This window comes from Pseudomonas sp. Tav-5-1A, assembly GCF_055755055.1.
This window is the reverse complement of the sequence record NZ_CM146901.1, coordinates 6,516,990-6,538,834: the sequence shown is the minus strand read 5'-3', so window position 1 is coordinate 6,538,834 and position 21,845 is coordinate 6,516,990. Positions and strand designations below refer to the sequence as shown.

The 21,845-nt window shown below is 67.3% G+C and carries 17 protein-coding genes; 10 read left to right on the top strand and 7 right to left on the bottom strand.

Annotation, left to right across the window (positions count from 1 at the left end; translation table 11 throughout):
- Nucleotides 1-11 precede the first annotated feature (11 nt).
- From AC0J42_RS30265 to tagH, 7 genes are read right to left on the bottom strand one after another with little or no spacing between them, the layout of a single operon-like run.
- Complete coding sequence (locus AC0J42_RS30265) at nt 12-740, bottom strand: PP2C family protein-serine/threonine phosphatase (RefSeq protein ID WP_473004916.1); 729 nt, start codon at nt 738-740, stop codon at nt 12-14.
- Nucleotides 741-1,394: a type VI secretion system-associated protein TagF gene (gene tagF, locus AC0J42_RS30260; protein ID WP_416421585.1), complete on the bottom strand. Its 654-nt coding sequence runs from the start codon at nt 1,392-1,394 to the stop codon at nt 741-743.
- Entirely contained in the window at nt 1,391-4,894 is a 3,504-nt protein-coding gene (gene tssM, locus AC0J42_RS30255) for a type VI secretion system membrane subunit TssM (protein ID WP_473004915.1), read from the bottom strand. The genes tagF and tssM overlap by 4 nt, the downstream gene beginning before the upstream one ends.
- Nucleotides 4,891-6,171: a DotU family type VI secretion system protein gene (locus AC0J42_RS30250; RefSeq protein ID WP_473004914.1), complete on the bottom strand. Its 1,281-nt coding sequence runs from the start codon at nt 6,169-6,171 to the stop codon at nt 4,891-4,893. The genes tssM and AC0J42_RS30250 overlap by 4 nt, the downstream gene beginning before the upstream one ends.
- 6 nt (nt 6,172-6,177) lie before the next feature.
- A complete protein-coding gene (gene tssK, locus AC0J42_RS30245; RefSeq protein WP_473004913.1) occupies nt 6,178-7,512 on the bottom strand; it encodes a type VI secretion system baseplate subunit TssK in 1,335 nt (444 codons plus the stop codon).
- 15 nt (nt 7,513-7,527) lie between these two features.
- Nucleotides 7,528-8,013, bottom strand: a complete 486-nt coding sequence (gene tssJ / locus AC0J42_RS30240) for a type VI secretion system lipoprotein TssJ (protein ID WP_473004912.1) — start codon at nt 8,011-8,013, stop codon at nt 7,528-7,530.
- Nucleotides 8,014-8,060: 47 nt separating this feature from the next.
- On the bottom strand, nt 8,061-9,332 hold the full coding sequence (gene tagH, locus AC0J42_RS30235; protein WP_473006918.1) for a type VI secretion system-associated FHA domain protein TagH: 1,272 nt from the start codon (nt 9,330-9,332) through the stop codon (nt 8,061-8,063).
- A 333-nt stretch (nt 9,333-9,665) separates the two neighbouring features.
- Here tagH and tssA point away from each other — a divergent pair, with 333 nt between their 5' ends.
- From tssA to AC0J42_RS30185, 10 genes are all read left to right on the top strand, one after another.
- Nucleotides 9,666-10,673, top strand: a complete 1,008-nt coding sequence (tssA, locus tag AC0J42_RS30230) for a type VI secretion system protein TssA (protein ID WP_473004911.1) — start codon at nt 9,666-9,668, stop codon at nt 10,671-10,673.
- An 88-nt stretch (nt 10,674-10,761) separates the two neighbouring features.
- On the top strand, nt 10,762-11,277 hold the full coding sequence (gene tssB, locus AC0J42_RS30225; RefSeq protein ID WP_416421579.1) for a type VI secretion system contractile sheath small subunit: 516 nt from the start codon (nt 10,762-10,764) through the stop codon (nt 11,275-11,277).
- Between the two features lie 14 nt (nt 11,278-11,291).
- Complete coding sequence (gene tssC, locus AC0J42_RS30220) at nt 11,292-12,785, top strand: type VI secretion system contractile sheath large subunit (RefSeq protein ID WP_416421578.1); 1,494 nt, start codon at nt 11,292-11,294, stop codon at nt 12,783-12,785.
- Nucleotides 12,786-12,853: 68 nt separating this feature from the next.
- On the top strand, nt 12,854-13,342 hold the full coding sequence (locus tag AC0J42_RS30215) for an Hcp family type VI secretion system effector (protein WP_416421577.1): 489 nt from the start codon (nt 12,854-12,856) through the stop codon (nt 13,340-13,342).
- 68 nt (nt 13,343-13,410) lie between these two features.
- On the top strand, nt 13,411-13,932 hold the full coding sequence (gene tssE, locus AC0J42_RS30210) for a type VI secretion system baseplate subunit TssE (protein ID WP_416421576.1): 522 nt from the start codon (nt 13,411-13,413) through the stop codon (nt 13,930-13,932).
- Entirely contained in the window at nt 13,929-15,788 is a 1,860-nt protein-coding gene (tssF, locus tag AC0J42_RS30205; protein WP_473004910.1) for a type VI secretion system baseplate subunit TssF, read from the top strand. Before tssE ends, tssF begins: the two co-directional genes overlap by 4 nt.
- Nucleotides 15,752-16,792 carry a type VI secretion system baseplate subunit TssG gene (gene tssG / locus AC0J42_RS30200; protein ID WP_473004909.1) on the top strand — a complete coding sequence of 347 codons (1,041 nt, stop codon included), beginning with the start codon at nt 15,752-15,754 and terminating at the stop codon, nt 16,790-16,792. Before tssF ends, tssG begins: the two co-directional genes overlap by 37 nt.
- A complete protein-coding gene (tssH, locus tag AC0J42_RS30195; RefSeq protein WP_473004908.1) occupies nt 16,785-19,463 on the top strand; it encodes a type VI secretion system ATPase TssH in 2,679 nt (892 codons plus the stop codon). The genes tssG and tssH overlap by 8 nt, the downstream gene beginning before the upstream one ends.
- Nucleotides 19,464-19,465: 2 nt before the next feature.
- On the top strand, nt 19,466-21,412 hold the full coding sequence (locus tag AC0J42_RS30190; RefSeq protein ID WP_473004907.1) for a type VI secretion system Vgr family protein: 1,947 nt from the start codon (nt 19,466-19,468) through the stop codon (nt 21,410-21,412).
- The gene (locus AC0J42_RS30185; RefSeq protein WP_416421571.1) at nt 21,409-21,843 is read left to right on the top strand and encodes a DcrB-related protein; all 435 of its coding nucleotides are present in this window, start codon (nt 21,409-21,411) and stop codon (nt 21,841-21,843) included. Before AC0J42_RS30190 ends, AC0J42_RS30185 begins: the two co-directional genes overlap by 4 nt.
- Nucleotides 21,844-21,845 lie beyond the last annotated feature (2 nt).

Sequence of the window (21,845 nt, the reverse complement as noted above, 5' to 3'; positions counted from 1 at the left end):
TTCGGGGTTCTTCAGCTGGCCTTGATGACGACGGCGGTGATGTTGTCGGGGGCGCCGCGGGTCAGGCCCAGGTGCACCAGGCTGCGGACCACGGCGTAGGCGTCGCTGTGGCACAGCACGTCGCGGATCTCGTGGTCTTCGGCGGTCTTGGTCAGGCCGTCGCTGCACAGCAGGTAGGTGTCGCCGGGCAGGATGTGCAGGAAGGCACTGTCCAGCTCCAGCTCATTGGCCACGCCCAGGGCGCGGGTAACGATGTTGCCGCGCGGGTGCAGGCGCGCCTCGGCTTCGCTGAGCAGGCCGCTGTCGACCAGTGCCTGCACGTAGCTGTGGTCGCGGGAAATACTGCTCAACTGGCCACCGCGCAGGCGGTACAGGCGGCTGTCGCCAGCCCACAGGCACATGCCCTGGCTACCACGCATGGCCAGGGTGACGACGGTGCTGCCCATCATGCCCACGCCACGCAGCTGCGCCTGGTCGCGCACCAGGGTGTTGACCTCGGCCAGTGCCTGGCGCAGGGCGTTGCAGTACACCGGTAGTGACGGCGAACCGGGAATGCGCCGCAGGGCGTCGATGATCAGGCTGCTGACATAGTCGCCCGCGGCGTGGCCACCCATGCCGTCGGCCACCGCCCACAGGCCACTGTCGGGCAGGTCCAGGCAGGCGTCTTCGTTCACCTGGCGCACCATGCCCACATGGCTGTAGCTGGCGCTTTGAATGTGCTGGACGGGAAGGGCGGCCATCTACAGCGCGCCTCCCTGGCTGTGCAGGAAGCGGGTGAACACCTCGCTGGCCGGCATGCCCTGGCAGCGCAGCAGGCCTGGGGCCACCCGCTGCGAACCGGTGCCCCACCACAGGCTGGCGCCCAGGCAGGCCCATTGCCCGAGCGTGGCCTGGCGCGCCTGCGGCGTGTCGGCGTGGCTGCGGCGCAGGCCGGCGAAGTCGTTGTCAGGCAGCGACGGGGTCAGTGCCAGGGGCGGCAGTGCGGCCAGCGCGGCTTCGAAATGCTGCGGTTCCGCGTGCGGTTCCAGGGTGTCGAGCAGGGCGTTTTCCACCTGTTCATGCCAGCCCTGCTCGCCGCCGACCACGGCGGCCAGGTCGGTATCGCCGGGCAGCGCCATGGCCACCGTCAGCGGGAAATAGCGGCCTACGCGGTCGACGCTGGGCATCAGCACGCCGGTCATTGCCTGTTCGCCACACACGCCGGGCGCCAGCAGGAAGCGCCACAGCGGGCTGACCAGGTACGCGTCCAGCCAGCCTTCGCCCAGCTCGGCCTGGCTGGCGCGCAGGCCAGCGGCCAGCCACGCGTCCCAGGCGCTGATGAAAGCGGGCGGCAGGGCGCGGCTGATGAAGTCACCGCGGCTGGCCAGCTTGCCGTAGAAGCCCACTGGGTTCATAGCCGCTCCGGCAGGTTGAAGCCTGCGACCAGGCGGTTGTTGAACGGGTTGAAGGCGCTGTTGGCGCGCAGTTCATAGGAGATGCTGGCGCCGTCCACGCGCAGGCGCAGGGTGAAGCGGTCGGGCGAACCGGCGCTGCTCAGGTCCGATTGCTCCAGCAGGCGGAACCACGCCCATGGCCCGTCCAGGGTCATGCCCGAACGGCCGCTGGCGGCAGGCGGCTCGATGGCCAGGCGCACCACGCCAACGCTGTTGGGGTTCGGCCATTGCAGCGCGGTGGGGCGGCTGGGGCCGTGGTCATAGCTGAGCTGCTGGCCATCCAGGTCGAGGTTGAACTGGGTGATGCTGCTGTCCATGGCCACCGGCTTGAGCTCGAAGCGCACCACGGGCTGGGTGCCGCCGGCGCGGAAGTAGGCATCACGAATCGACGCCGCGCGCTGGAAGGTCTGCAACACGCCCGGCGTGATGCCCAGGCGCTGCGCCGCGCCCGGCTGCCAGCGCCAGGTGGCTGCGGAGGTGTCGACGTAGGGTTGCAGGTACTTGCGGAAGTAGCTGTCCATGACCCCGCCGACGCCGAAGAACTGGCCGAAGTCGTCGAGCGTGGCGTCGCGGCTGCTGGCCGTCACCAGCGGGTAGCGCCCGGCCAAGGACTGGCGGTACACGTTCACCACCTCACTGGCCCAGGCGGCGTTGAGTTGGTTGCGCACGCCACCCATCATGCTGTTGGTGGTGGCGCTGACCACCGACTTGACCAGCCCCTGTACGACCGGCGGCTCACGCTCGGCAGTCAGGCTGACCCGTGCGGCCGCAGCGCTGGCCTGGTTCTTGGCCTCGCCCAGCAGCGCGTCGCCGCTGGCGCCGACCATGGCGCTGACCTGCACGTACAGGGCGTTGAGGTCGGCCAGCAGGCCATCGATGGCGGCGGGGTCGCCATTGCCCTTGCCCACCAGGGCATTGAGTTCGGCGAAGTGCGCGGTCACCAGGTCTTCCTGTGCCGCGGGCGCTTGCGGGGTCGTTGCAGGTGCCTGGCCCACCAGCGAGCCGAGCTTCTGCTTGAGCTTGTCGACGTTGTTTTCCACCGGCGTGGCCTGCGCAGCCACGGCCTTGTCCAGGTGGCCGAGGTCGGTTTCACGGGCCACGGCCTGCAGCAGCTTTTTCAGGGGCGAGGTGGGCCCCGAGATCACTCGCAGCACGTCTGCGGCCTGGGCGACGTTGGTCACCGGCACGAAGTCGATGTCAGCCAGCAGGGCGTCCCATTGGCGGATGTAGTCCTGCAGGTACAGCCGGCGCACCTCGCCGGCCAGGCCGATGGCGTCCTGCTGCTGCGCCGGGTCCAGGCCCAGCACCCATTGCTCCTCGGCCAGGGCATTGGACTGGTTCAGGCTACTGAGCAGGAAGGCCTGCTGGTAGCCCTTGGCGGTGAAGAACCCGCTCAAGGGCTCGCCCAGGGGCTTGCCGCTCTTGCGCACCAGCACCAGGGCGGCATCGCGCCCGGCCGCATCGCTCAGGCGGAAATCACTGACCCCGGCAGGCAGTGGCTGGCGCTTGACCCGGTCGTACACGCGCTGGGCTACAGGCAGCTGTTGCAGTTGGCGACGCAGGTCGTCGATCAGTCGCGCGTCCAGGCGGGCATCGGGCGGCTGGCGCTCGAACAGGGCTTGCAGGTGCTCATTGAGCGCCTGGCGCTGGTCGGCGGCCAGGTCGCGTGGTAGGTGCTGCTCCCAGTCCAGGCTGACCCAGGCCTTGATGAAGGCCGGATCGTAGTGGGCATGGTCGCCCAGCATCAGGTAGGCCTTGAGCCCCTCGTAGAGAAAGTCTGAAGTGCCACCGCTGCGCAGTTGCTCTTCAACCCGGCTCACCAGGCGCGTGGCGAACACCGCGACCAGCAGCTTGCGGTAGAGGCTGCTGGCTTCGCTTTCCAGCATGTCACCCTGGTACAGGCCAAGGCCACGCGCCCAGTTGGGTGGGTCGTCGGCCAGGTGGCGCGTGGCGTTGAGCAGTGGCAGCACCGCCAGCACCTCGCGTTGTGCCGGTGTCAGCGCCTGCACGGCCTGGCCCAGCGGGGCCACGCGGGCATCGACCTGGGCGATGTAGGCCTGGTTCGCCCGGTAGCTGGCAACCCACAGGCCGCCTACCACCAGTACCAGCGCCACGCTGGCGGCCAGCGCACCACGGGCCAGCCATTTGCGTCGTCGTTCCACGGCCGGGTTGCTGCCGACCAGGCCGCGCTCGGCAAAGGCCACGTCGGTGAACAGGCGCTGGATGAAGTAGCTGCGCCCCGTGCCGGTCTGGCGCGCCAGATGCTGGCGGTCCAGGTTCATGCTCTGGGCCATGGCGCCAATCAGGCGGTCGATGGGGCTGCCTTCCTGGGTGCCGCTGGTGAAGTACACGCCGCGCAGCAGCACGCGAGCTTCGTAGGGGTTGGGACGGAACACCGCCTGCAGGAAGTCTCGCAACGTAGCCTTGAGCGCACCGAACTGCTGGGGGAAGCCATAGATCAGGTCGCGGCGCGCGGGGTCGCGTTCTTGTTGCAGGCGCTCCACAAGGCGCTGGTTGAGGCGCAGCTCCAGGCCCTGGAACTCGCTGTCCAGCTGGCTCAATGGGCCGTCGCCGCTGCTGCCGTCGTCCAGCGCGAAAGTCATGCCCCACACCTGGGCGCGCTCTTCCTTGCTCAGGTTGTCGAAGAACTCCATGAAGCCCGGCACCAGGTCGAGCTTGGTCAGGGTCAGGTAGATGGGCAGGCGCACGCCCAGCTGGCTGTACAGCTCCTGGATACGCGTGCGAATGGCCGCGGCGTGGGCGGCGCGCTCGGCCTCGCTGGCCAGCAGCAGGTCGGACAGGCTGATGGCAATGAAGGCGCCATCCACCGGCCGCCGTGGCCGCTGGGTCTTGAGCAGGTCAAGGAAGCCCAGCCAGGCGGCCTTGTCGACCGCGGCGTGGCTGTCCTGGGTGGTATAGCGGCCAGCGGTGTCCAGCAGCACGGCCTGGTCGGTGAACCACCAGTCGCAGTTACGCGTGCCACCCACACCCTGCACGGCGCCGGCGCCCAGGTGCGCGGCCAGGGGGAAATTCAGCCCGGAGTTGAGCAGGGCGGTAGTCTTGCCCGAGCCGGGCGGGCCGATGATCACGTACCAGGGTAGCTCGTACAGGCTGCGCTTCTCGTCGCCGCCCAGGCGAGCTTTCTTCAGCAGCGCGAGGGCTTCGGCCATGCGCGCCTTCAGCGTCGCCAGTTCTTCGGCGGTGGCCACGCTGGCCGGGTCTGGCGCGGTGTCGGCGGCCAGGCTGGCAAGCACCTTGGCGGCCTGGCGCCGGGCCTGCACCAGGCGCCAGGTACGGTACGCCAGCCACGCGGCGAACAGTAGGATGATCAGCGCCCAGCGCCGGCCTTCAGGCACCAGCCACTCCAGCAGCGGGCCGACGAACCAGATCACCAGGCTCAAGGCCAGCAGGCCCAGCACCGGGATGACCCAGCGCACTACAAACGCAAGCACGGCCTTCACTCGACCCCCTCCGCAAACACAGTGATTTCTACCCGGCGGTTACGCGCGCGGCCCTCGGCGGTGGCGTTGGAGGCCAGCGGCTCGGTGTCGCTGCGGCCTTCGGCGCTGAAGCGTTCGGCCTGGCCGGTGCGTGCGGCCAGCAGTTGGCGGACTTCTTCGGCACGGGCCTGGGACAGCTTCCAGTTGGACGGGAAGCGCAGGGTAGCGATGGGCCGGTTGTCGCTGTGGCCGGTGACCAGCACGCGGCCCTTGACCTTGCCGATGGCCTCGGCGATGCGCAGCATCAGCGGCTGGAAATCGTCCTTGATGCTGGCGCTGGCCGACGGGAACAGTTCGTCGCCGCGAATGGTGATGATGGAGCGGTCCACCGCATCCTCCACGGCCACCCGGCCGGCGCGCACGTCGTCGGCCAGGAAGCCGGCCAGGCGTGGCCGCTCCACCACCTTGGGCTGCTGGGCCGGGCGGTCGATGGCCTGCACCGGGATTTCGCCCAAGGCGTGGATATGCTTGAACACTGGCTCCGCGTCGGCGGCCAGCATCAGGCGCAGGCCTAGCAGCAACAACAGCAGCACGGCCACGGCAATGGCCAGGCCCACCCACGGCGGCAGGAACTGCGCCAGGCGGTCGCGGCTGGCCGGGGCGCCGCGCCAGTGCGGTGACAGCTCGCGCTCGTGCTCGCCACGGGCACTGCGGATGGCGGCGCTGGTGCGCTCGCGCAGGGCGTCGAGCTGGCTGCGACCGTCATGCATTACCCGGTAGCGGCCTTCGAAACCCAGGCACAGGCACAGGTACAGCAGCTCCAGCAGCGGCAGGCGCTCGCGCGGGCTTTGCAGGCAGTGGTCCAGCAGCTGGAACACCTTCTCGCCGCCCCAGGCTTCGTTGTGCACGGTGATCAGCAGGCTCTGCTTGCCCCAGTCACTGGCGCTGCCCCATGGCGTGCTCAGCACCGCTTCGTCCAGCGCCGTGCACAGCACGTAGCGGGCCAGCAACACGTCGTTGCGCGGCACGCCGGCCGCTTGCGCGCGCTCTTCGAATTGGCGCAGGCAGGTCAGCAGCTGCGCGCGCAGGCTGGCGGGCGCCGGGTGGGCGATGGTGTTGCGCAGGCGCGTCAGCAGCGTCAGCAGCGGGCCGGCGGCCTGCTCCAAGGGGTTGAGCCCCTGGGCTTGGGCGTCGAGTATCGGCGCGCTGGGCACTTGCAGCTCCGGCGGTTCCTGGCCGCCTGCGGGCGCGCCGCGGCCACCGGGGCGCGGCATGATCATGGTGCGGTCGTCGTGCATGGCCGGTTAACCTCGAATCGCCCAGAAGGCCAGGTCCAGGCCAGGGAACTGCCCGGCAATATGGAACGCGAAGCCGCCTGACTGGCGCAGTTGCTGCCAGTGGTCGCTGCCACGATCCAGTTCGTAGTAAGTGGAACCGGCGTGGTAGGGCAGCTGGCGTGGCGCCACCGGCAACGGCAACAGGCCGATGCCTGGTAGTTGCAGGTTGACCAGGTCGCGGATGTGCTCCACCGAACCCACCTTGCTCTGTTGTGCGAAACGCCCACGCAGGGTCTCGCCGGGCACGTCGGCGCGCACCACCAGGATGAAGCTGGCGTTGTCGATCAGGGTGCGGTCGGCCAGCATGGCCACGTGCACGCCGTAGGCTTTCTCGACGATCGGGATAGGCGTGGCCTTGCTGTCCATCAGCATCGACAGCGCCGCGCGCAGCGCCTGCATCACCGGCTCGAAGCTCAAGGCCAGGTTGTCGTGCTGGTACAGCGCGAATTCCTGCGGGCGCCGGGCCTCACTGGCGAAGGTGGCGAACTCACCGGCCAGGCTCACCAGTTCACTGAACAGGCGCTCGGGGTGCAGCGGGCTCAGGCGCGCCAGGTGGGCAATCAATGGCTGGGCGCGGTTCACCAGTTGCAGCAGCATGAAGTCGGCGATTTCCGAAGCGCCGCCGGCGTTGCTGGCCACCACGCGGCCGGCCAGGGCTTCGGCGCGCTGGTGCAGCAGGCCCAGCAACTCGCGGGTGAAGCCGCCCAGCACCTTGCTGGCGGCCACGTCCAGCACCGGCGGTATGTAGCGCTCGTCCAGCACCAGCGCGCGGTCGGCGCGCTTTTCCACCACGCGCACCACGCCGATGGCGGCATGGTCATCGAGGCCGTCCTGGGCGGTCAGCAGGCGCAGGGCACGAATGCCCACGGCCACCGGGGCGCGGTTCTCGAACGGCGAGTTGTCGTCACGCACCTCGCGCACCTGGCTCTGGTACCGGGCCGCCACGCTGCTCTCGCCTTCGTCGACAGTGTCGCGCACGCCGGCGCGCTTGAGTGGCAGGGCCAGGTACACGAGGCCGTCGCGCAGTTGCTCGTCGATGTCCAGCGGCGCCGGGGCCGGGTCATCGGCGGGTATGTTGAACGGGGTGCCGTCGGGCAGCAGGCCGCGGGCACTGAGGATTGCCAGCTTGCCCTGGCCCAGCAACGCCTGGTCCACCAGCAGTTCGGAAAAGCCCCAGCTGCCTGGCACGAAGGGCCGGCTGCGGGCGTCGATCAGGGTTTCCAGGTAGCGGTCGTGCTGCTGGAAATGCTGCGGGCGCAGGAACATCCCCTCCGACCACACCACTCGATTGTTCCAGGACATGGGTACTCCTTCGGATTAAGGGACGACGGCGGCGCTGCGCACCGCGTTGACGTCGAGGCTGATCTGCAACTCGCCGCCGGCGCCGGGCGCCACGGCGATCACCTCGCGCCATTGCGCCTGGTCGAGCGCGCGGTAGCCCACCACCAGGCCGAGCTGGCGGGTTGCAGGGTTGAGCTGGCGGGTCACCTTGCGGTATTCACCGGGCTGCACCAGCACCTCGTCCTGGTCCAGCAGGTCGCCACCCAGGGTGGCCTGGGCGCGGTCGGCGAGCGCGAAGTAGTCGGCACGGCTGAACACCGCGGCGTTTTTCAGCTCGTACAGGCGCACGCGGACCGGCGCGGGCGCGCCGTCAGCACCAGGGTTGAGCCCGGCGATGGCCTGCAGGTGCAGTACCAGGGGCGCGGCGGCCTTGTCCGCGATAGCGGGGGCGGGGGCCGGGTCCCTGGCACAGGCCGCCAGCAGCAAGGTCGCCGCGGCAGCCAGTAAAGCGCTGATCCTCATCCTGTGTCCTCAATGACAACGTCGTATCCGTGTGATCCTGGTGTTGCTCAGCGCCGACGCGAGCGGCTGCTGTGTTCCTCGTAGGCGCGGCAGAATTCGCGACCGAACAGGTCTTGAAAATCGTCCTCGGCCTCGCCGGCAATCTGCTGGTAAAGCTCGGTGAATTGCTGCCAGTAGCGCGCCTGCCGCGAGCCCGCCAGCAGCCCCGCCAGGCCGCCGGGATTTTCCAGGCGGGCCTCCAGCGCGGCAGGTTCGAAGCGTTTGAGCAGCTGGCTGATAGCCGCCTGCACGCCGGCCATCACCGCCAGCTGGTGGGCGCGCAGGTCGTCGAAGCTGTCGGCGATAGCCTGGTCCGGCGCCATGAACGCCTGGTTGCCGTGGCGCAGCAGCAACAGCAGCGCCTCGTCGGCGTTGGGGGCGAACTTGAGCGGGTTGTTTTCCAACGGCTGGATCAGTGTCTGCTGCATGCGGAATTCGCCCTTGAGGCTGGCCCGGGCGCGCAGCACATCGATCAGGCCTTCCACCATCAGGCGGTAGCTACGGCCCAGGCTTTCCATCTGCGCTGCGGCTTGCTGGGGGTCTATGCGCAGGTGGGCCAGGCCGGCGCCCTGCAGGAAGGCTTGCAGCAGGTCAGAAGCGGTGGCCGGCGCAACGTCGTTGTTCGGTACGGGGGCTACAGCTTCAGGCTGTGGCGCGGGTGCAGGCGCCGTGCCCAGCAGGTCCCAGTCCTCGGGAATCAGCGCCGCCGGTTGTGCAGGCGCTGGTGGCGTGGGGGCCGGGGGGCGGAAGTCATGCTGCTGGGCCGGCACATGGTCCGGTTGCGTGGCCGCTGCCACCGGTGCCGGTGCAAGAAAATCGAACAGGTCGGGCAGGGTGTCGCTGGCTGCCGCATGCTCGAATTGCGGCGGCACCCGCACGGCTGCCGCAGGCTGCGGCTGGGCGCCCAGCAGGGCCTCAAAGCTCAGTGGCTCGGCACTTCCACTGTTCCGTGGAAGTTCATGGGTGATAGTTGCCAGTATTTCATAGTCACCAATACGGATAACTTCGCCATCACTCAGGCGTTCACTGCTTCCTCTACGCAAACGGATGGATGAGGTTGCAAGTTCCACTCCGTTTGTACTGTTATCAGTGATGAAGTAATGGCCCTCTCTATATTGCACGCAGCAGTGGCTAGATGATATCAGTCGCTCGGGGTCCGGTAATATCCAGTCATTATCTACTGCGCGGCCAATCTTCAAGACGCCACTGTCCAGCATCACTTCCGAACATTGTCCGGGCGTGATCTTGTGATAACTGGTAATAGTTAACCGTAGTGGCATTATGGCTCCATGCTGCCGTGCGCGCTGCATCCGTGCGTTGGGAAAACGCGCATTTTTCGGCGAAAAAATCGCTTTCTTGCGCGAAAAATCCGCATTTTGTGTCAGTTTTGATTCTTCTCGGCCCTGCCAAACTGCATGACGGCTAGTAGCGAGGCGCCATAGCTTACCTTGACAACGCCTATTAACTACACCAAAAATGTCGGACTTTCTACAATGTGGTAGTGGCTCGGTGATATCGCCGAGTTCATATTGGTGCAGAACAGTTCGATTTCGATACTGGAACTTCCGTGCCATTAACCCGCACACCAGCGGGCGATAAGGAGATCAAACTTGGTGGATGTCGCGCGCCTGCTCACCCCTGTTTCCGAGGAATTCCCCTGTGGGGAAGACCTGGAGTACGACCCGCAATTCCTGCAATTGGAACGGGCCGCACTTGGGCAACCCGAGCGCATCATGGGCGACGCCGTACTTGCCGCCGAGCCGCCTCAATGGCGTGAACTGAGCCAACAAAGCGAACAACTTCTGCAGCGCAGCAAAGACCTGCGCATCTGCCATTTCCTGCTCCAGGGCGCGCTTGCCGTGGAAGGGCTGCGCGGCCTGGCCGACGTGCTCGAACTGGTGCAGCGGCTGCTGGCGGACCACTGGCTGCAACTGCACCCGCTGCTGGACGCCGACGACGACAATGACCCCACCCTGCGCCTGAATGCGCTGATGGGGCTGGCCAGCGACACCACCCTGAACCTGCTGCGCGATACCCCCCTGGTGCGCTCCCGCGCGTTCGGCAGCATCAGCCTGCGCGCCGCCGCCAATGCCAGCGGCCTCCAGCATTTCCAGGGCGAGAGCCTGGGCGCCGACCAGTTGCGCGGCGCCTTGCAGGACAGTGATGGCGAACAACTGCAGGCCACCCGCCAGGCGCTGGATGATGCGCGCCAGGCCCTGGCTGGCATCGAGCAGCAGGTAGCGGACCAGTTGGGCGTGGCCCAGGGTGTCGACCTGGGCGCCCTCGATCGGCCGCTGAAACTGGCGCAACAGATTCTGGGTGGCACGCCGCAGCAGGCGCCAGACGCCGCTGAAGCGGACGGCCCGGCCACCAGCGCCCAGGTGCACCACCTGCCAGCGGCGCCTCGCGCCAATGCCGACATCACCACCCGCGACGACGTGCTGCAAAGCCTGCAGCGCATCCTCGACTACTACGCTCGCCATGAGCCTTCCAGCCCGGTGCCAGTGCTGTTGAACCGTGCGCGGCAGCTGGTCAGCGCGGACTTCGCGGCCATCGTGCGCAACCTGATTCCCGACGGCATGTCCCAGTTCGAAAATTTGCGCGGTCCCGACGCCGAGTAGCGTCGTCGACCTCGTCGTATCGTCAGTGGCCGGCTGCCTTGGCAGGCCATGACCTCAACACATCGCCCAGGCGACCAGGAGGAGCAACGTGGCCACTACCAGTTCCCAGAAGTTCATTGCGCGCAACCGCGCCCCGCGCGTGCAGATCGAATACGACGTCGAGCTGTACGGCGCCGAGAAGAAGGTCCAGCTGCCGTTCGTGATGGGCGTGATGGCCGACCTCGCCGGCAAGCCCGAGGAACCCCTGGCGCCGGTCGCCGAGCGCAAGTTCCTGGAAATCGACGTCGACAATTTCGACTCGCGCCTCAAGGCCATGAAGCCGCGCGTGGCGTTTCACGTGCCCAACGAGCTGACCGGCGAGGGCAACCTGAGCCTGGACATCACCTTCGAAAGCATGGACGACTTCAGCCCCGCCGCCGTGGCGCGCAAGGTCGATGCCCTGAACCAGCTGCTGGAGGCCCGCACCCAACTGGCCAACCTGCTGACCTACATGGACGGCAAGACCGGCGCCGAAGACGTGATCATGAAGGCCATCCAGGACCCGGCGCTGCTGCAGGCCCTGGCCAGCGCGCCGAAGCCCAGCGACTCCGAGCCCACCACCTGATCAGGAAGATCCCCATGTCCGAGTTGATGAAAGACAGTCAGCCGCAGCCGGCGGTGACCGAGCAGGCCAGCGAGTTCGCCAACCTGCTGCTGCAGGAATTCAAACCCAAGACCGAGCGCGCCCGCGAGGCGGTCGAGACCGCCGTGCGCACCCTGGCCGAACAGGCCCTGGCGCAGACCAACCTGGTGTCCAACGACGCCATCAAGTCGATCGAATCGATCATCGCGGCCATCGACGCCAAGCTCACCGCCCAGGTCAACCAGGTCATTCACCACCCCGAATTCCAGAAGCTGGAAAGCGCTTGGCGCGGCCTGCACTACCTGGTCAACAACACCGAATCCGACGAGCAACTGAAGATCCGCGTGCTCAATATCGCCAAGCCGGAGCTGCACAAGACCCTGAAGAAATTCAAGGGCACGGCCTGGGACCAGAGCCCGATCTTCAAGAAAATGTACGAGGAAGAGTACGGGCAGTTCGGCGGCGAGCCTTACGGCTGCCTGGTAGGCGACTACTACTTCGACCAGTCGCCGCCCGACGTGGAGCTGCTGGGCGAGCTGTCCAAGGTGTGCGCGGCCATGCACGCGCCGTTCATTGCCGCCGCGTCGCCGACGGTGATGGGCATGGGTTCGTGGCAGGAGCTGTCCAACCCGCGTGACCTGACCAAGATCTTCACCACGCCCGAGTACGCTGGCTGGCGCTCGCTGCGCGAGTCGGAAGATTCGCGCTACATCGGCCTGACCATGCCGCGCTTCCTGGCGCGCCTGCCGTACGGCGCCAAGACCGACCCGGTGGAAGCCTTCGCCTTCGAGGAGAACACCGACGGCGCCGACAGCAGCAAGTACACCTGGGCCAACGCCGCCTACGCCATGGCCGTGAACATCAACCGCTCGTTCAAGCACTACGGCTGGTGCTCGCGTATCCGCGGCGTGGAGTCGGGCGGTGAAGTGCAGAACCTGCCGGCACACACGTTCCCCACCGACGATGGTGGCGTGGACATGAAGTGCCCGACCGAGATCGCCATCTCCGACCGCCGCGAGGCCGAGCTGGCGAAGAACGGCTTCATGCCGCTGCTGCACAAGAAGAACACTGACTTCGCCGCATTCATCGGCGCCCAGTCGCTGCAGAAACCGGCCGAATACGACGACCCGGACGCCACCGCCAACGCCAACCTGGCCGCGCGCCTGCCGTACCTGTTCGCCACCTGCCGTTTCGCCCATTACCTGAAGTGCATCGTGCGCGACAAGATCGGCTCGTTCAAGGAAAAGGACGACATGCAGCGCTGGCTGCAGGACTGGATCCTGAATTACGTCGACGGCGACCCGGCGCACTCCACCGAGACCACCAAGGCCCAGCACCCGCTGGCCGCCGCCGAGGTGGTGGTGGAAGAAGTGGAAGGCAACCCGGGTTACTACAACTCGAAATTCTTCCTGCGCCCGCACTACCAGCTCGAAGGCCTGACCGTCTCCCTGCGCCTGGTTTCCAAGCTGCCATCGGCCAAGGGCGCCTGACCCCGATACACAGCGATGCGGCGCCGCGGGCGCCGCGTCATCGCCACTAACGCATTCCAGGAGGAATCATGGCAGTAGACATGTTCATCAAGATCGGTGACATCAAGGGCGAGTCCCAGGACTCGGCGCACAAGGACGAAATCGACGTCCAGGGCTGGAGCTGGGGCATGTCCCAGAGCGGCAGCATGCACCTGGGCAGCGGCGGCGGTGCCGGCAAGGTCAACGTCCAGGACCTGTCCATCACCAAGTTCATCGACAAGTCCAGCCCGAACCTGATGATGGCCTGCTCCAGCGGCAAGCACTACCCCGAAGCCAAGCTGGTCATTCGCAAGGCCGGCGGCGAGAGCCAGGTCGAGTACATGATCATCACCCTCAAGGAAGTGCTGATCTCGTCGCTGAGCACCGGCGGCACCAGCCATGATGACCGCCTGACCGAGAACGTCACCCTCAACTTCGCCCAGGTGCTGGTCGACTACCAGCCGCAGAAAGCCGACGGCACCAAGGACGGCGGCCCGGTCAAGTACGGCTGGAACATCCGCCAGAACGTCAAGCTCTGACCGCCCCCCGGCAGTGGCGCCTGCGCGCCGCTGCCCTTGTCTGCCCTTGCCCCTTCGGTGCCTGAACCATGGCCACGCCTTCCAATGTCCTCAACCCTCGCGAGCGCCTGCAGCCGTCGCTGCTTGACCGCCTGAGCGATGACCGGCCTGGCGTGCTCGAGGAGCCGGCCGAGCAGCGCGCGCTGTCGCTCAACCAGCTCAAGGAGTCGGTGTTGCGCGACCTCACCTGGCTGCTCAACAGCACTTGCCTGCTGGACGCCGACGCCACGCGCGACACTCCGGCGGGCTCGTCGGTGCTCAACTACGGGCTGCCGGCGCTGGCGGGCAACAGCGTCTCCAACGTCGACATCCAGGCGCTGGAGCAGGTGATCCGGCAGACCATCATCACCTTCGAGCCGCGCATCCTCGCCGCCAGTGTGCGGGTCAAGGCCTGCCTGGCGCCAAGCGAGATGGACCACAATGCGCTGAGCTTCGCCATCGAAGGCGACCTGTGGGCGCAGCCGGTGCCGTTGCGCCTGCTGCTGCAGACCGACCTGGACCTGGAATCGGGCCATGTGCGTGTGGTGCAGGCCGAACGGAGGCGCCCATGAACCCGCGCCTGCTGGAGTTCTACAACCAGGAACTGCAACACATCCGCGACGGCGCCGCCGAGTTCGCCCAGCAGTACCCGAAGATCGCCGGGCGCCTGTCACTGAGCGGCGTCGAGTGCGCCGATCCCTACGTGGAACGCCTGCTGGAGGGCTTTGCCTACCTGACCGCGCGGGTGCAGCTCAAGCTGGACGCCGAATACCCGACCTTCACCCACAACCTGCTGGAGATCGCGTACCCGCACTACCTGGCGCCCACGCCGTCGATGACCGTGGTGCAGTTCAACCCGGACCCCGAGGAGGGCGCCCTGGGCGCCGGCTTCACCCTCAAGCGCGGCACCGCCCTGCGGGCCACCCTGGGGCGCGACAGCCAGACCTGCTGTGAATACCGCACCGCCCATGACGTCACCTTGTGGCCCCTGGCGTTGGCCCAGGCGGAATACTTCGGCAACCCCCAGGCCGTGCTGGGGCGCCTGGCCGCCAGCGAGCCCAAGGCCCGTGCCGGCCTGCGCCTGACCCTGCGCACCAGCGCCGGGCAGCCGTTCAGCGAATTGGCCCTGGACGCGCTGCCGCTGTACCTGCACGGTGCCGGTGAACAGCCGTCGCGGCTGCTTGAGCAGCTGCTGGGCAACGCCTGCGCGGTGTTCGTGCGAGAGCCGGGGACCGAAAGGGTCGCGCGCCTGGCGGCGGATGCGCTGCGCCCCCGTGGTTTCGATGACGCTGACGCAGCCTTGCCCGTGGTGCCCAGGGCGTTCCAGGGTTACCGCCTGCTGCAGGAATATTTCGCCCTGCCGCAGCGCTTCCTGTTCGTCGAGTTCAGCGGCCTGCAGGGCGCCGTGCGCCAGTGCCAGGGCCAGGCGCTGGAACTGATCGTGCTGTTCAACAGCCACGACAAGGCCTTGGAAGGGCAGGTGGACGCCAGCCATTTCAAGCCGTTCTGCGCGCCGGCGATCAACCTGTTCCCACGGCGCCTGGACCGTATTCACCTGTCCGACCGGGTCAACGAGCACCACGTGATCGCCGACCGCACCCGGCCGATGGACTTCGAAGTGCATTCGCTGACCGAACTCAGTGGCCACGGCACCGGGCCGGACCAGCCGTTCCTGCCGTTCTACGCCGTGCGCGACCCGTCGCGCTACGGCCGCGACCAGGCCTATTACGTGGTGCGCCGCGAGCCGCGAGTGCTGTCCAGCAACCAGCGGCGGCTGGGCCCGCGTTCCAACTACGTGGGCAGCGAGACCTTTGTCAGCCTGGTGGACGCCAACCAGGCGCCCCACCGCCATGACCTGCGCCAGCTGGGCGTGGGCGCGCTGTGCACCAACCGCGACCTGCCGCTGTTCATGACCCTGGGCAGCGGCAGCACCGATTTCACCCTGTCCGACAGCGCCCCGGTGCTTTCGGTGCGCTGCCTGGCCGGGCCCAGCCGCCCGCGCGCCAGCCACGCCCACGACGGCAAGGCCTGGCGCCTGATCAGCCAGCTGTCGCTCAACTACCTGTCGCTGACCGAACAGGGGCAGGGCGCGGCGGCCTTGCGCGAACTGTTGCGCCTCTACGGCGACGACCATGACCCGGCCCTGCAATTGCAGATCGAGGGCCTGCGCGACGTCAGCGCCAGCCCCTGCACCCGGCGCCTGCCCATGCCGGGCCCGATCGTGTTCGGGCGCGGCCTGGAGATCACCCTGACGTTCGATGAAAACGCCTTCCGGGGCGCTGGCGTGTTCCTGCTGGGCGCGGTGTTCCAGCGTTTCCTGGCGCGCTATGTGTCGATCAACAGCTTCACCGAGACCGTCATCAAGACCACCGAACGCGGCGAGATCATGCGATGGAAAGCCCAGCCCGGCTGCCGGCCGACCCTGTGAGCAGCCAACCGGCCATGCAGGCGGCGCCTTGGGAGTTCGACTTCTTCCAGGCGCTGCGCCGCCTGCAATGCGAAGCGCCGCAGCTGCCACGCCTGGGCCATTCGCGGCGGCTGAGCGAGGACGCCCTGCGCCTGGGCCAGCGCGCCGACTGCACCTTCGCACCTTCGACCCTGGCCGCGCTGACACCGGCCGAGGAGGGCAGGGCCGCGCGCCTGGAGCAGTTTTTCTTCGGCCTGGGCGGCCCCAACGGGCCCATGCCGCTGCCGATGACCGAATACGTGCGCGACCGCGAGCGCAACCAGGGCGACAGCACCACCAAGCATTTCCTCGACATGTTCCACCACCGCTTGTTGAGCCTGTTCTACCGCGCCTGGGCCGAAGCCCGGCCCACGGTCAGCCACGACCGACCCGACGATGACTACTGGTCGGCGCGCCTGGCCGCCCTGTGCGGCCGTGGCATGGACAGCCTGCTGGGCCAGGGCCCGATCAGCGACAGCGCCACCTTCCACTACAGCGGCCACCTGGCCGCGCAGACCCGGTACCCGGACGGCCTGCGCGCGATCCTCGGCGAATATTTCGGCGTGCCGGTGGCCGTCGAGGAGTACGTGGGCCAATGGCTGCAGCTGCCCGACCGCAACCGCCTGGGTGTGGAACATTGCCGCCTGGGCGAAGACCTGTGCCTGGGCAGCCACGCTTGGGATCGCCAGCATAAATTCCGCCTGCGCCTGGGGCCCTTGTCGCTGGAGCGCTACATGGCCCTGCTGCCGGGCGGCGCGCTTTTCGTCGAGCTGGCCGCCTGGGTGCGCGAATACCAGGGCGACGAGCTGGACTGGGACTTGAACCTGGTGCTGGAGCAGGCTCAGGTACCCCCGGTCACCCTGGGTGGCGATAGCCGCCTGGGCTTCAACACCTGGCTTGGCAGCCCCGGCGCGGATGCCGCCGACCTGCTGCTGTCACGGCATTACGCCGACCCTCACATTGCAAAGGACTTGACCCATGGGTGAAATCAGCCGCGCCGCGCTGTTCGGCAAGCTCAACAGCGTGGCCTACAAGGCCATCGAAGCTGCCACGGTATTCTGCAAGTTGCGCGGCAACCCCTATGTGGAGCTGGCGCACTGGTTCCATCAGTTGCTGCAACTGCAGGACAGCGACCTGCACCGCATCATCCGCCAGTTCAACCTCGACCCGGCGCGGGTCGCCAAGGGCCTGACCGAGGCGCTGGACCGGCTGCCGCGTGGCTCCACCTCGATCACCGACCTGTCCTCGCAAGTGGAGGAGAGCGTGGAACGCGGCTGGGTCTACGGCAGCCTGATGTTCGGCGCAAGCCAGGTGCGCAGCGGCTACCTGCTGATCGGCATCCTCAAGACCCCCAGCCTGCGCCATGCGCTGCTGAATCTGAGCCCCGAGTTCGACAAGCTGAAGGCAGAGGCACTGACCGAGCGCTTCGACGAATACGTGGGCGACTCGCCGGAAAACGCCTTGGCCGCCACCGATGGCTTTGACGCCGGCGCAGTGCCGGGCGAGGCCAGCGGTGCGCTCGCGCCCAGCGCCCTGGGCAAGCAGGAGGCGCTCAAGCGCTTCACCGTCGACCTTACCGAGCAGGCCCGCAGCGGCAAGCTGGACCCTATCGTCGGCCGCGACGACGAGATCCGCCAGCTGGTGGACATCCTCATGCGCCGCCGCCAGAACAACCCGATCCTCACCGGCGAAGCCGGGGTGGGCAAGACCGCAGTGGTGGAAGGCTTCGCCCTGCGCATCGTCGCCGGCGACGTGCCGCCGGCGCTCAAGGACGTGGAGCTGCGCAGCCTCGACGTCGGCCTGCTGCAGGCCGGCGCCAGCATGAAAGGCGAGTTCGAGCAGCGCCTGCGCCAGGTCATCGAGGACGTGCAGGCGTCGCCCAAGCCGATCATCCTGTTCATCGACGAAGCCCACACCCTGGTAGGCGCCGGTGGCGCGGCCGGTACCGGCGATGCGGCCAACCTGCTCAAGCCGGCCCTGGCCCGTGGCACCCTGCGCACCGTGGCCGCCACTACCTGGGCGGAGTACAAGAAGCACATCGAGAAAGACCCGGCCCTGACCCGTCGTTTCCAGGTGGTGCAGGTGCCCGAGCCGTCGGAAGGCAAGGCGCTGCTGATGATGCGCGGGGTGGCCTCGACCATGGAGCGCCACCATCAGGTGCAGGTGCTCGACGAGGCGCTGGAAGCGGCGGTCAAGCTGTCCCACCGCTACATTCCGGCGCGCCAGTTGCCGGACAAGTCCGTGAGCCTGCTGGACACTGCCTGCGCCCGCGTGGCCATCAGCCTCCACGCGGTGCCGGCCGAGGTCGATGACAGCCGCCGGCGCATCGAGGCGCTGGAAACCGAGCTGGGCATCATCGCCCGCGAGCATGCCATCGGCGTTGATGTGTCGAGCCGCCAGGGCGGCGTCGAGGACGCGCTGGGCACCGAGCGTGCGCGGCTGGCCGAGCTGGAAGGACGTTGGAGCGACGAAAAGGCGCTGGTCGAAGAGTTGCTGATGCTGCGCGCCAGCCTGCGCGAAAGCGTGGGCAGCGTGGACGCGGAGGAAGGCGGCGCCCAGGACCACGCCCAGCGCGCGCAGCTGCGCGACGTGCAGAAGCGCCTGGCCGACTTGCAAGGTGAGGCGCCGCTGATCCTGCCCACCGTCGACTACCAGGCCGTGGCTGCGGTGGTCGCCGACTGGACCGGCATTCCGGTGGGGCGCATGGCGCGCAACGAAATCGAGACCGTGCTCAAGCTCGACCAGCTCATGGCCAAGCGCATCATTGGCCAGGACCACGCCCTGAAGATGATCGCCAAGCGCATCCAGACCTCCCGCGCCGGCCTCGACAACCCCAGCAAGCCCATCGGCGTGTTCATGCTGGCTGGCACCTCGGGCGTGGGCAAGACCGAGACCGCCCTGGCCCTGGCCGAGGCACTGTATGGCGGCGAGCAGAACATCATCACCATCAACATGAGCGAATTCCAGGAAGCCCACACCGTGTCCACCCTCAAGGGCGCGCCGCCCGGCTACGTGGGCTACGGCGAAGGCGGCGTGCTGACCGAGGCGGTGCGGCGCAAGCCCTACAGCGTGGTACTGCTGGACGAGGTGGAAAAAGCCCACCCCGACGTGCACGAAATCTTCTTCCAGGTGTTCGACAAGGGCGTGATGGAGGACGGCGAAGGCCGGCTCATCGACTTCAAGAACACCCTGATCCTGCTGACCACCAACGCCGGCACCGAGATGATCGCCGGGTTGTGCCAGGGTGGCGGCACCGCGCCCGATCCAGAAGCGATCGCCAAGGCGCTGCGCCAGCCGTTGCTGGACATCTTCCCGCCGGCGCTGCTGGGACGGTTGGTGACCATTCCGTACTACCCGCTCAACGACGACATGCTCAAGGCCATCACCCGCCTGCAGCTGGAGCGTATCAAGCGGCGAGTCGAGGGTAGCCACAAGGTGGCCTTCGACTACGACGACGCCGTGGTGGCGCTGATCGTCTCGCGCTGCACCGAGCACGAGAGCGGCGGGCGCATGATCGACGCCATCCTCACCAACAGCCTGCTGCCGGACATGAGCCGCGAGTTCCTGACCCGGATGCTCGACGGGCAACCCCTGGCCGGCGTGCGCATCAGCGTGCGCGACCAGGCCCTGCACTACGACTTCGGCAGCGCCCACTGACCATGTTCTTCAGCCAAAGCACGCGCCTGGTCCAGGTGTTCAGCCCGCTCGCCGACGACACCCTGCTGCTCAACGACATGGGCGGCGTGGAAGAGCTGGGGCGGTTGTACGCCTACGACGTGCAGCTGACTTCCCGGGACGCGGACATTGACCTCAACCTGCTGCTGGGCAAGCCCATGGCCCTGGGCCTGCAGCTGGACGACGGCGGCACCCGCTACTTCCATGGCGTGGTGGCGCGCTGCAGCCAGAACAATGGCCGCGGCCAGTTCGCCAGCTATCAGGTGACCCTGCGGCCGTGGTTGTGGCTGCTGACCCGGACCTCGGACTGCCGCATTTTCCAGCACATGAGCGTGCCGCAGATCGTCAAGCAGGTGTTCCGCGACCTAGGCTTTTCCGACTTCGAGGACCTGCTCAGCCGCAGCTACCGCGAGTGGGAATACTGCGTGCAGTACCGGGAGAACAGCTTCGACTTCGTCAGCCGGCTGCTGGAGAAGGAAGGCATCTACTACTATTTTCGCCACGAAAAGGAGCGCCACGTGCTGGTGCTCGCTGATGCCTATGGCGCCCACGCAAGTGCGGCGGGCTATGGCGTGGTGCCGTTCTACCCGCCCGATGGCCAGCAGCGCGAGCGCGACCATCTCTACGACTGGCGCCTGGCCCAAGAGGTGCAGTCGGGCTCGGTGGAGCTCAACGACTACGATTTTCAGCGCCCCAGTGCACGCATCGACGTGCGTGCCGAGGTGCCGCGGCCCCATGACTACGCCGACTACCCGCTGTACGACTACCCCGGCGCCTACGTGCAGAGCCAGGATGGCGAGCATTATTCGCGCACCCGGGTCGAGGCCCTGCAAAGCCTGCACGAGCGCGTGGAGCTGACCGGCAACGCCCGTGGGTTGGGCGCCGGCCTGTTGTTCAGCCTGAGCAACTTCGCCCGCCAGGACCAGAACCGCGAATACCTGATCGTCGCCAGCCGCTACTTCATCACCCAGGAAGACCTGGAAAGCGGGCAGGGCGCCGGCCAGTTGCAGTTCGAAAGCCACCTGAGCTGCATCGACGCCCAGCAGAGCTTCCGCCCGCTGGCGCTGACCCACCGGCCTATCGTGCGTGGCCCGCAGACCGCCGTGGTGGTGGGCCCGGCCAACGAGGAAATCTGGACCGACCAATATGGCCGGGTGAAGGTGCATTTCCACTGGGACCGCCACGACCAATCCAACGAAAACAGTTCGTGCTGGATTCGCGTGTCCCAGGCCTGGGCCGGCAAGAACTGGGGCTCCATGCAGATTCCGCGCATCGGCCAGGAGGTCATCGTCAGCTTCCTGGAAGGCGACCCCGACCGGCCGATCATCACCGGCCGCGTCTACAACGCCGAGCAGCCGGTGCCCTACGACCTGCCCGCCAACGCCACCCAAAGCGGTACCAAGAGCCGCTCCAGCAAGGGCGGCACGCCGGCCAACTTCAATGAAATCCGCATGGAGGACAAGAAGGGCGCCGAGCAGCTGTTCATCCATGCCGAGCGCAACCAGGACATCGAGGTGGAGCATGACGAAACCCACTGGGTGGGCCACAACCGCACCAGCACCGTCGACCTCAATGAACGGGTGACCATCGGCGCCAACCGGGTGCGGGCGGTGAAGCAGGACGACGTGCTGATGGTGGGCGCCAGCAAGCGTGACAGCGTCAGCGTCAGCTACCTGCTGGAAGTGGGCGAGAACCTGCGGCTGGTGTGCGGCGACAGCGTGCTCGAACTCAACGCCAGCGGGCAGATCAACCTTACCGGCAAGGCCATCAACTTCTTCGCCAGCAAGGACGCGCAGTTCAACACCGGCGGCAACCTCAACCTCAATATCGGCGGCGATGCCGGTGCCACCCCTGAAGGCCAAGGGGTCAAGGGCAGCATCGACAGCGCAGTGGCCGCCATGTTTCCCAAGCCTCAAGGCAGTGCCTCATGACTTACCGTACCGAGCAATTGCAATTCCAGCTGCCTGACGCCGACGTGCAGGATGCGTCCATCAACATCCTCAAGTTTCCCGCCCTGGGCACTTCGCTGATCATCAGCCGCAGCTTGCTGGCCGATGGCGAAACCCTGCAAAGCAACTTCGAGGGCCAGCTCAAGCGCATGGAACAGCAGATCCAGGACCTGCGCTTCCAGCCACCCGCGGCGGTGCAGGTGGGCCGGGCGCATGACGTGCCGGCGTTCGAGCTGCGCAGCCAGTTCAGCAAGGGCGCCGAGAAGGTCTTCCAGTACCAGCTGGCGCTGGTAGTGCCCGGCACCCGCCAGATGCTTGCGCTCAGCTACGTGAAGCCGCAGCCGCTGGGCGAGGCCGAGGCCGCGCACTGGCAGGCGATCAAGCAGACGCTTGCCCTGCAGCCTCCCGCCTGAGT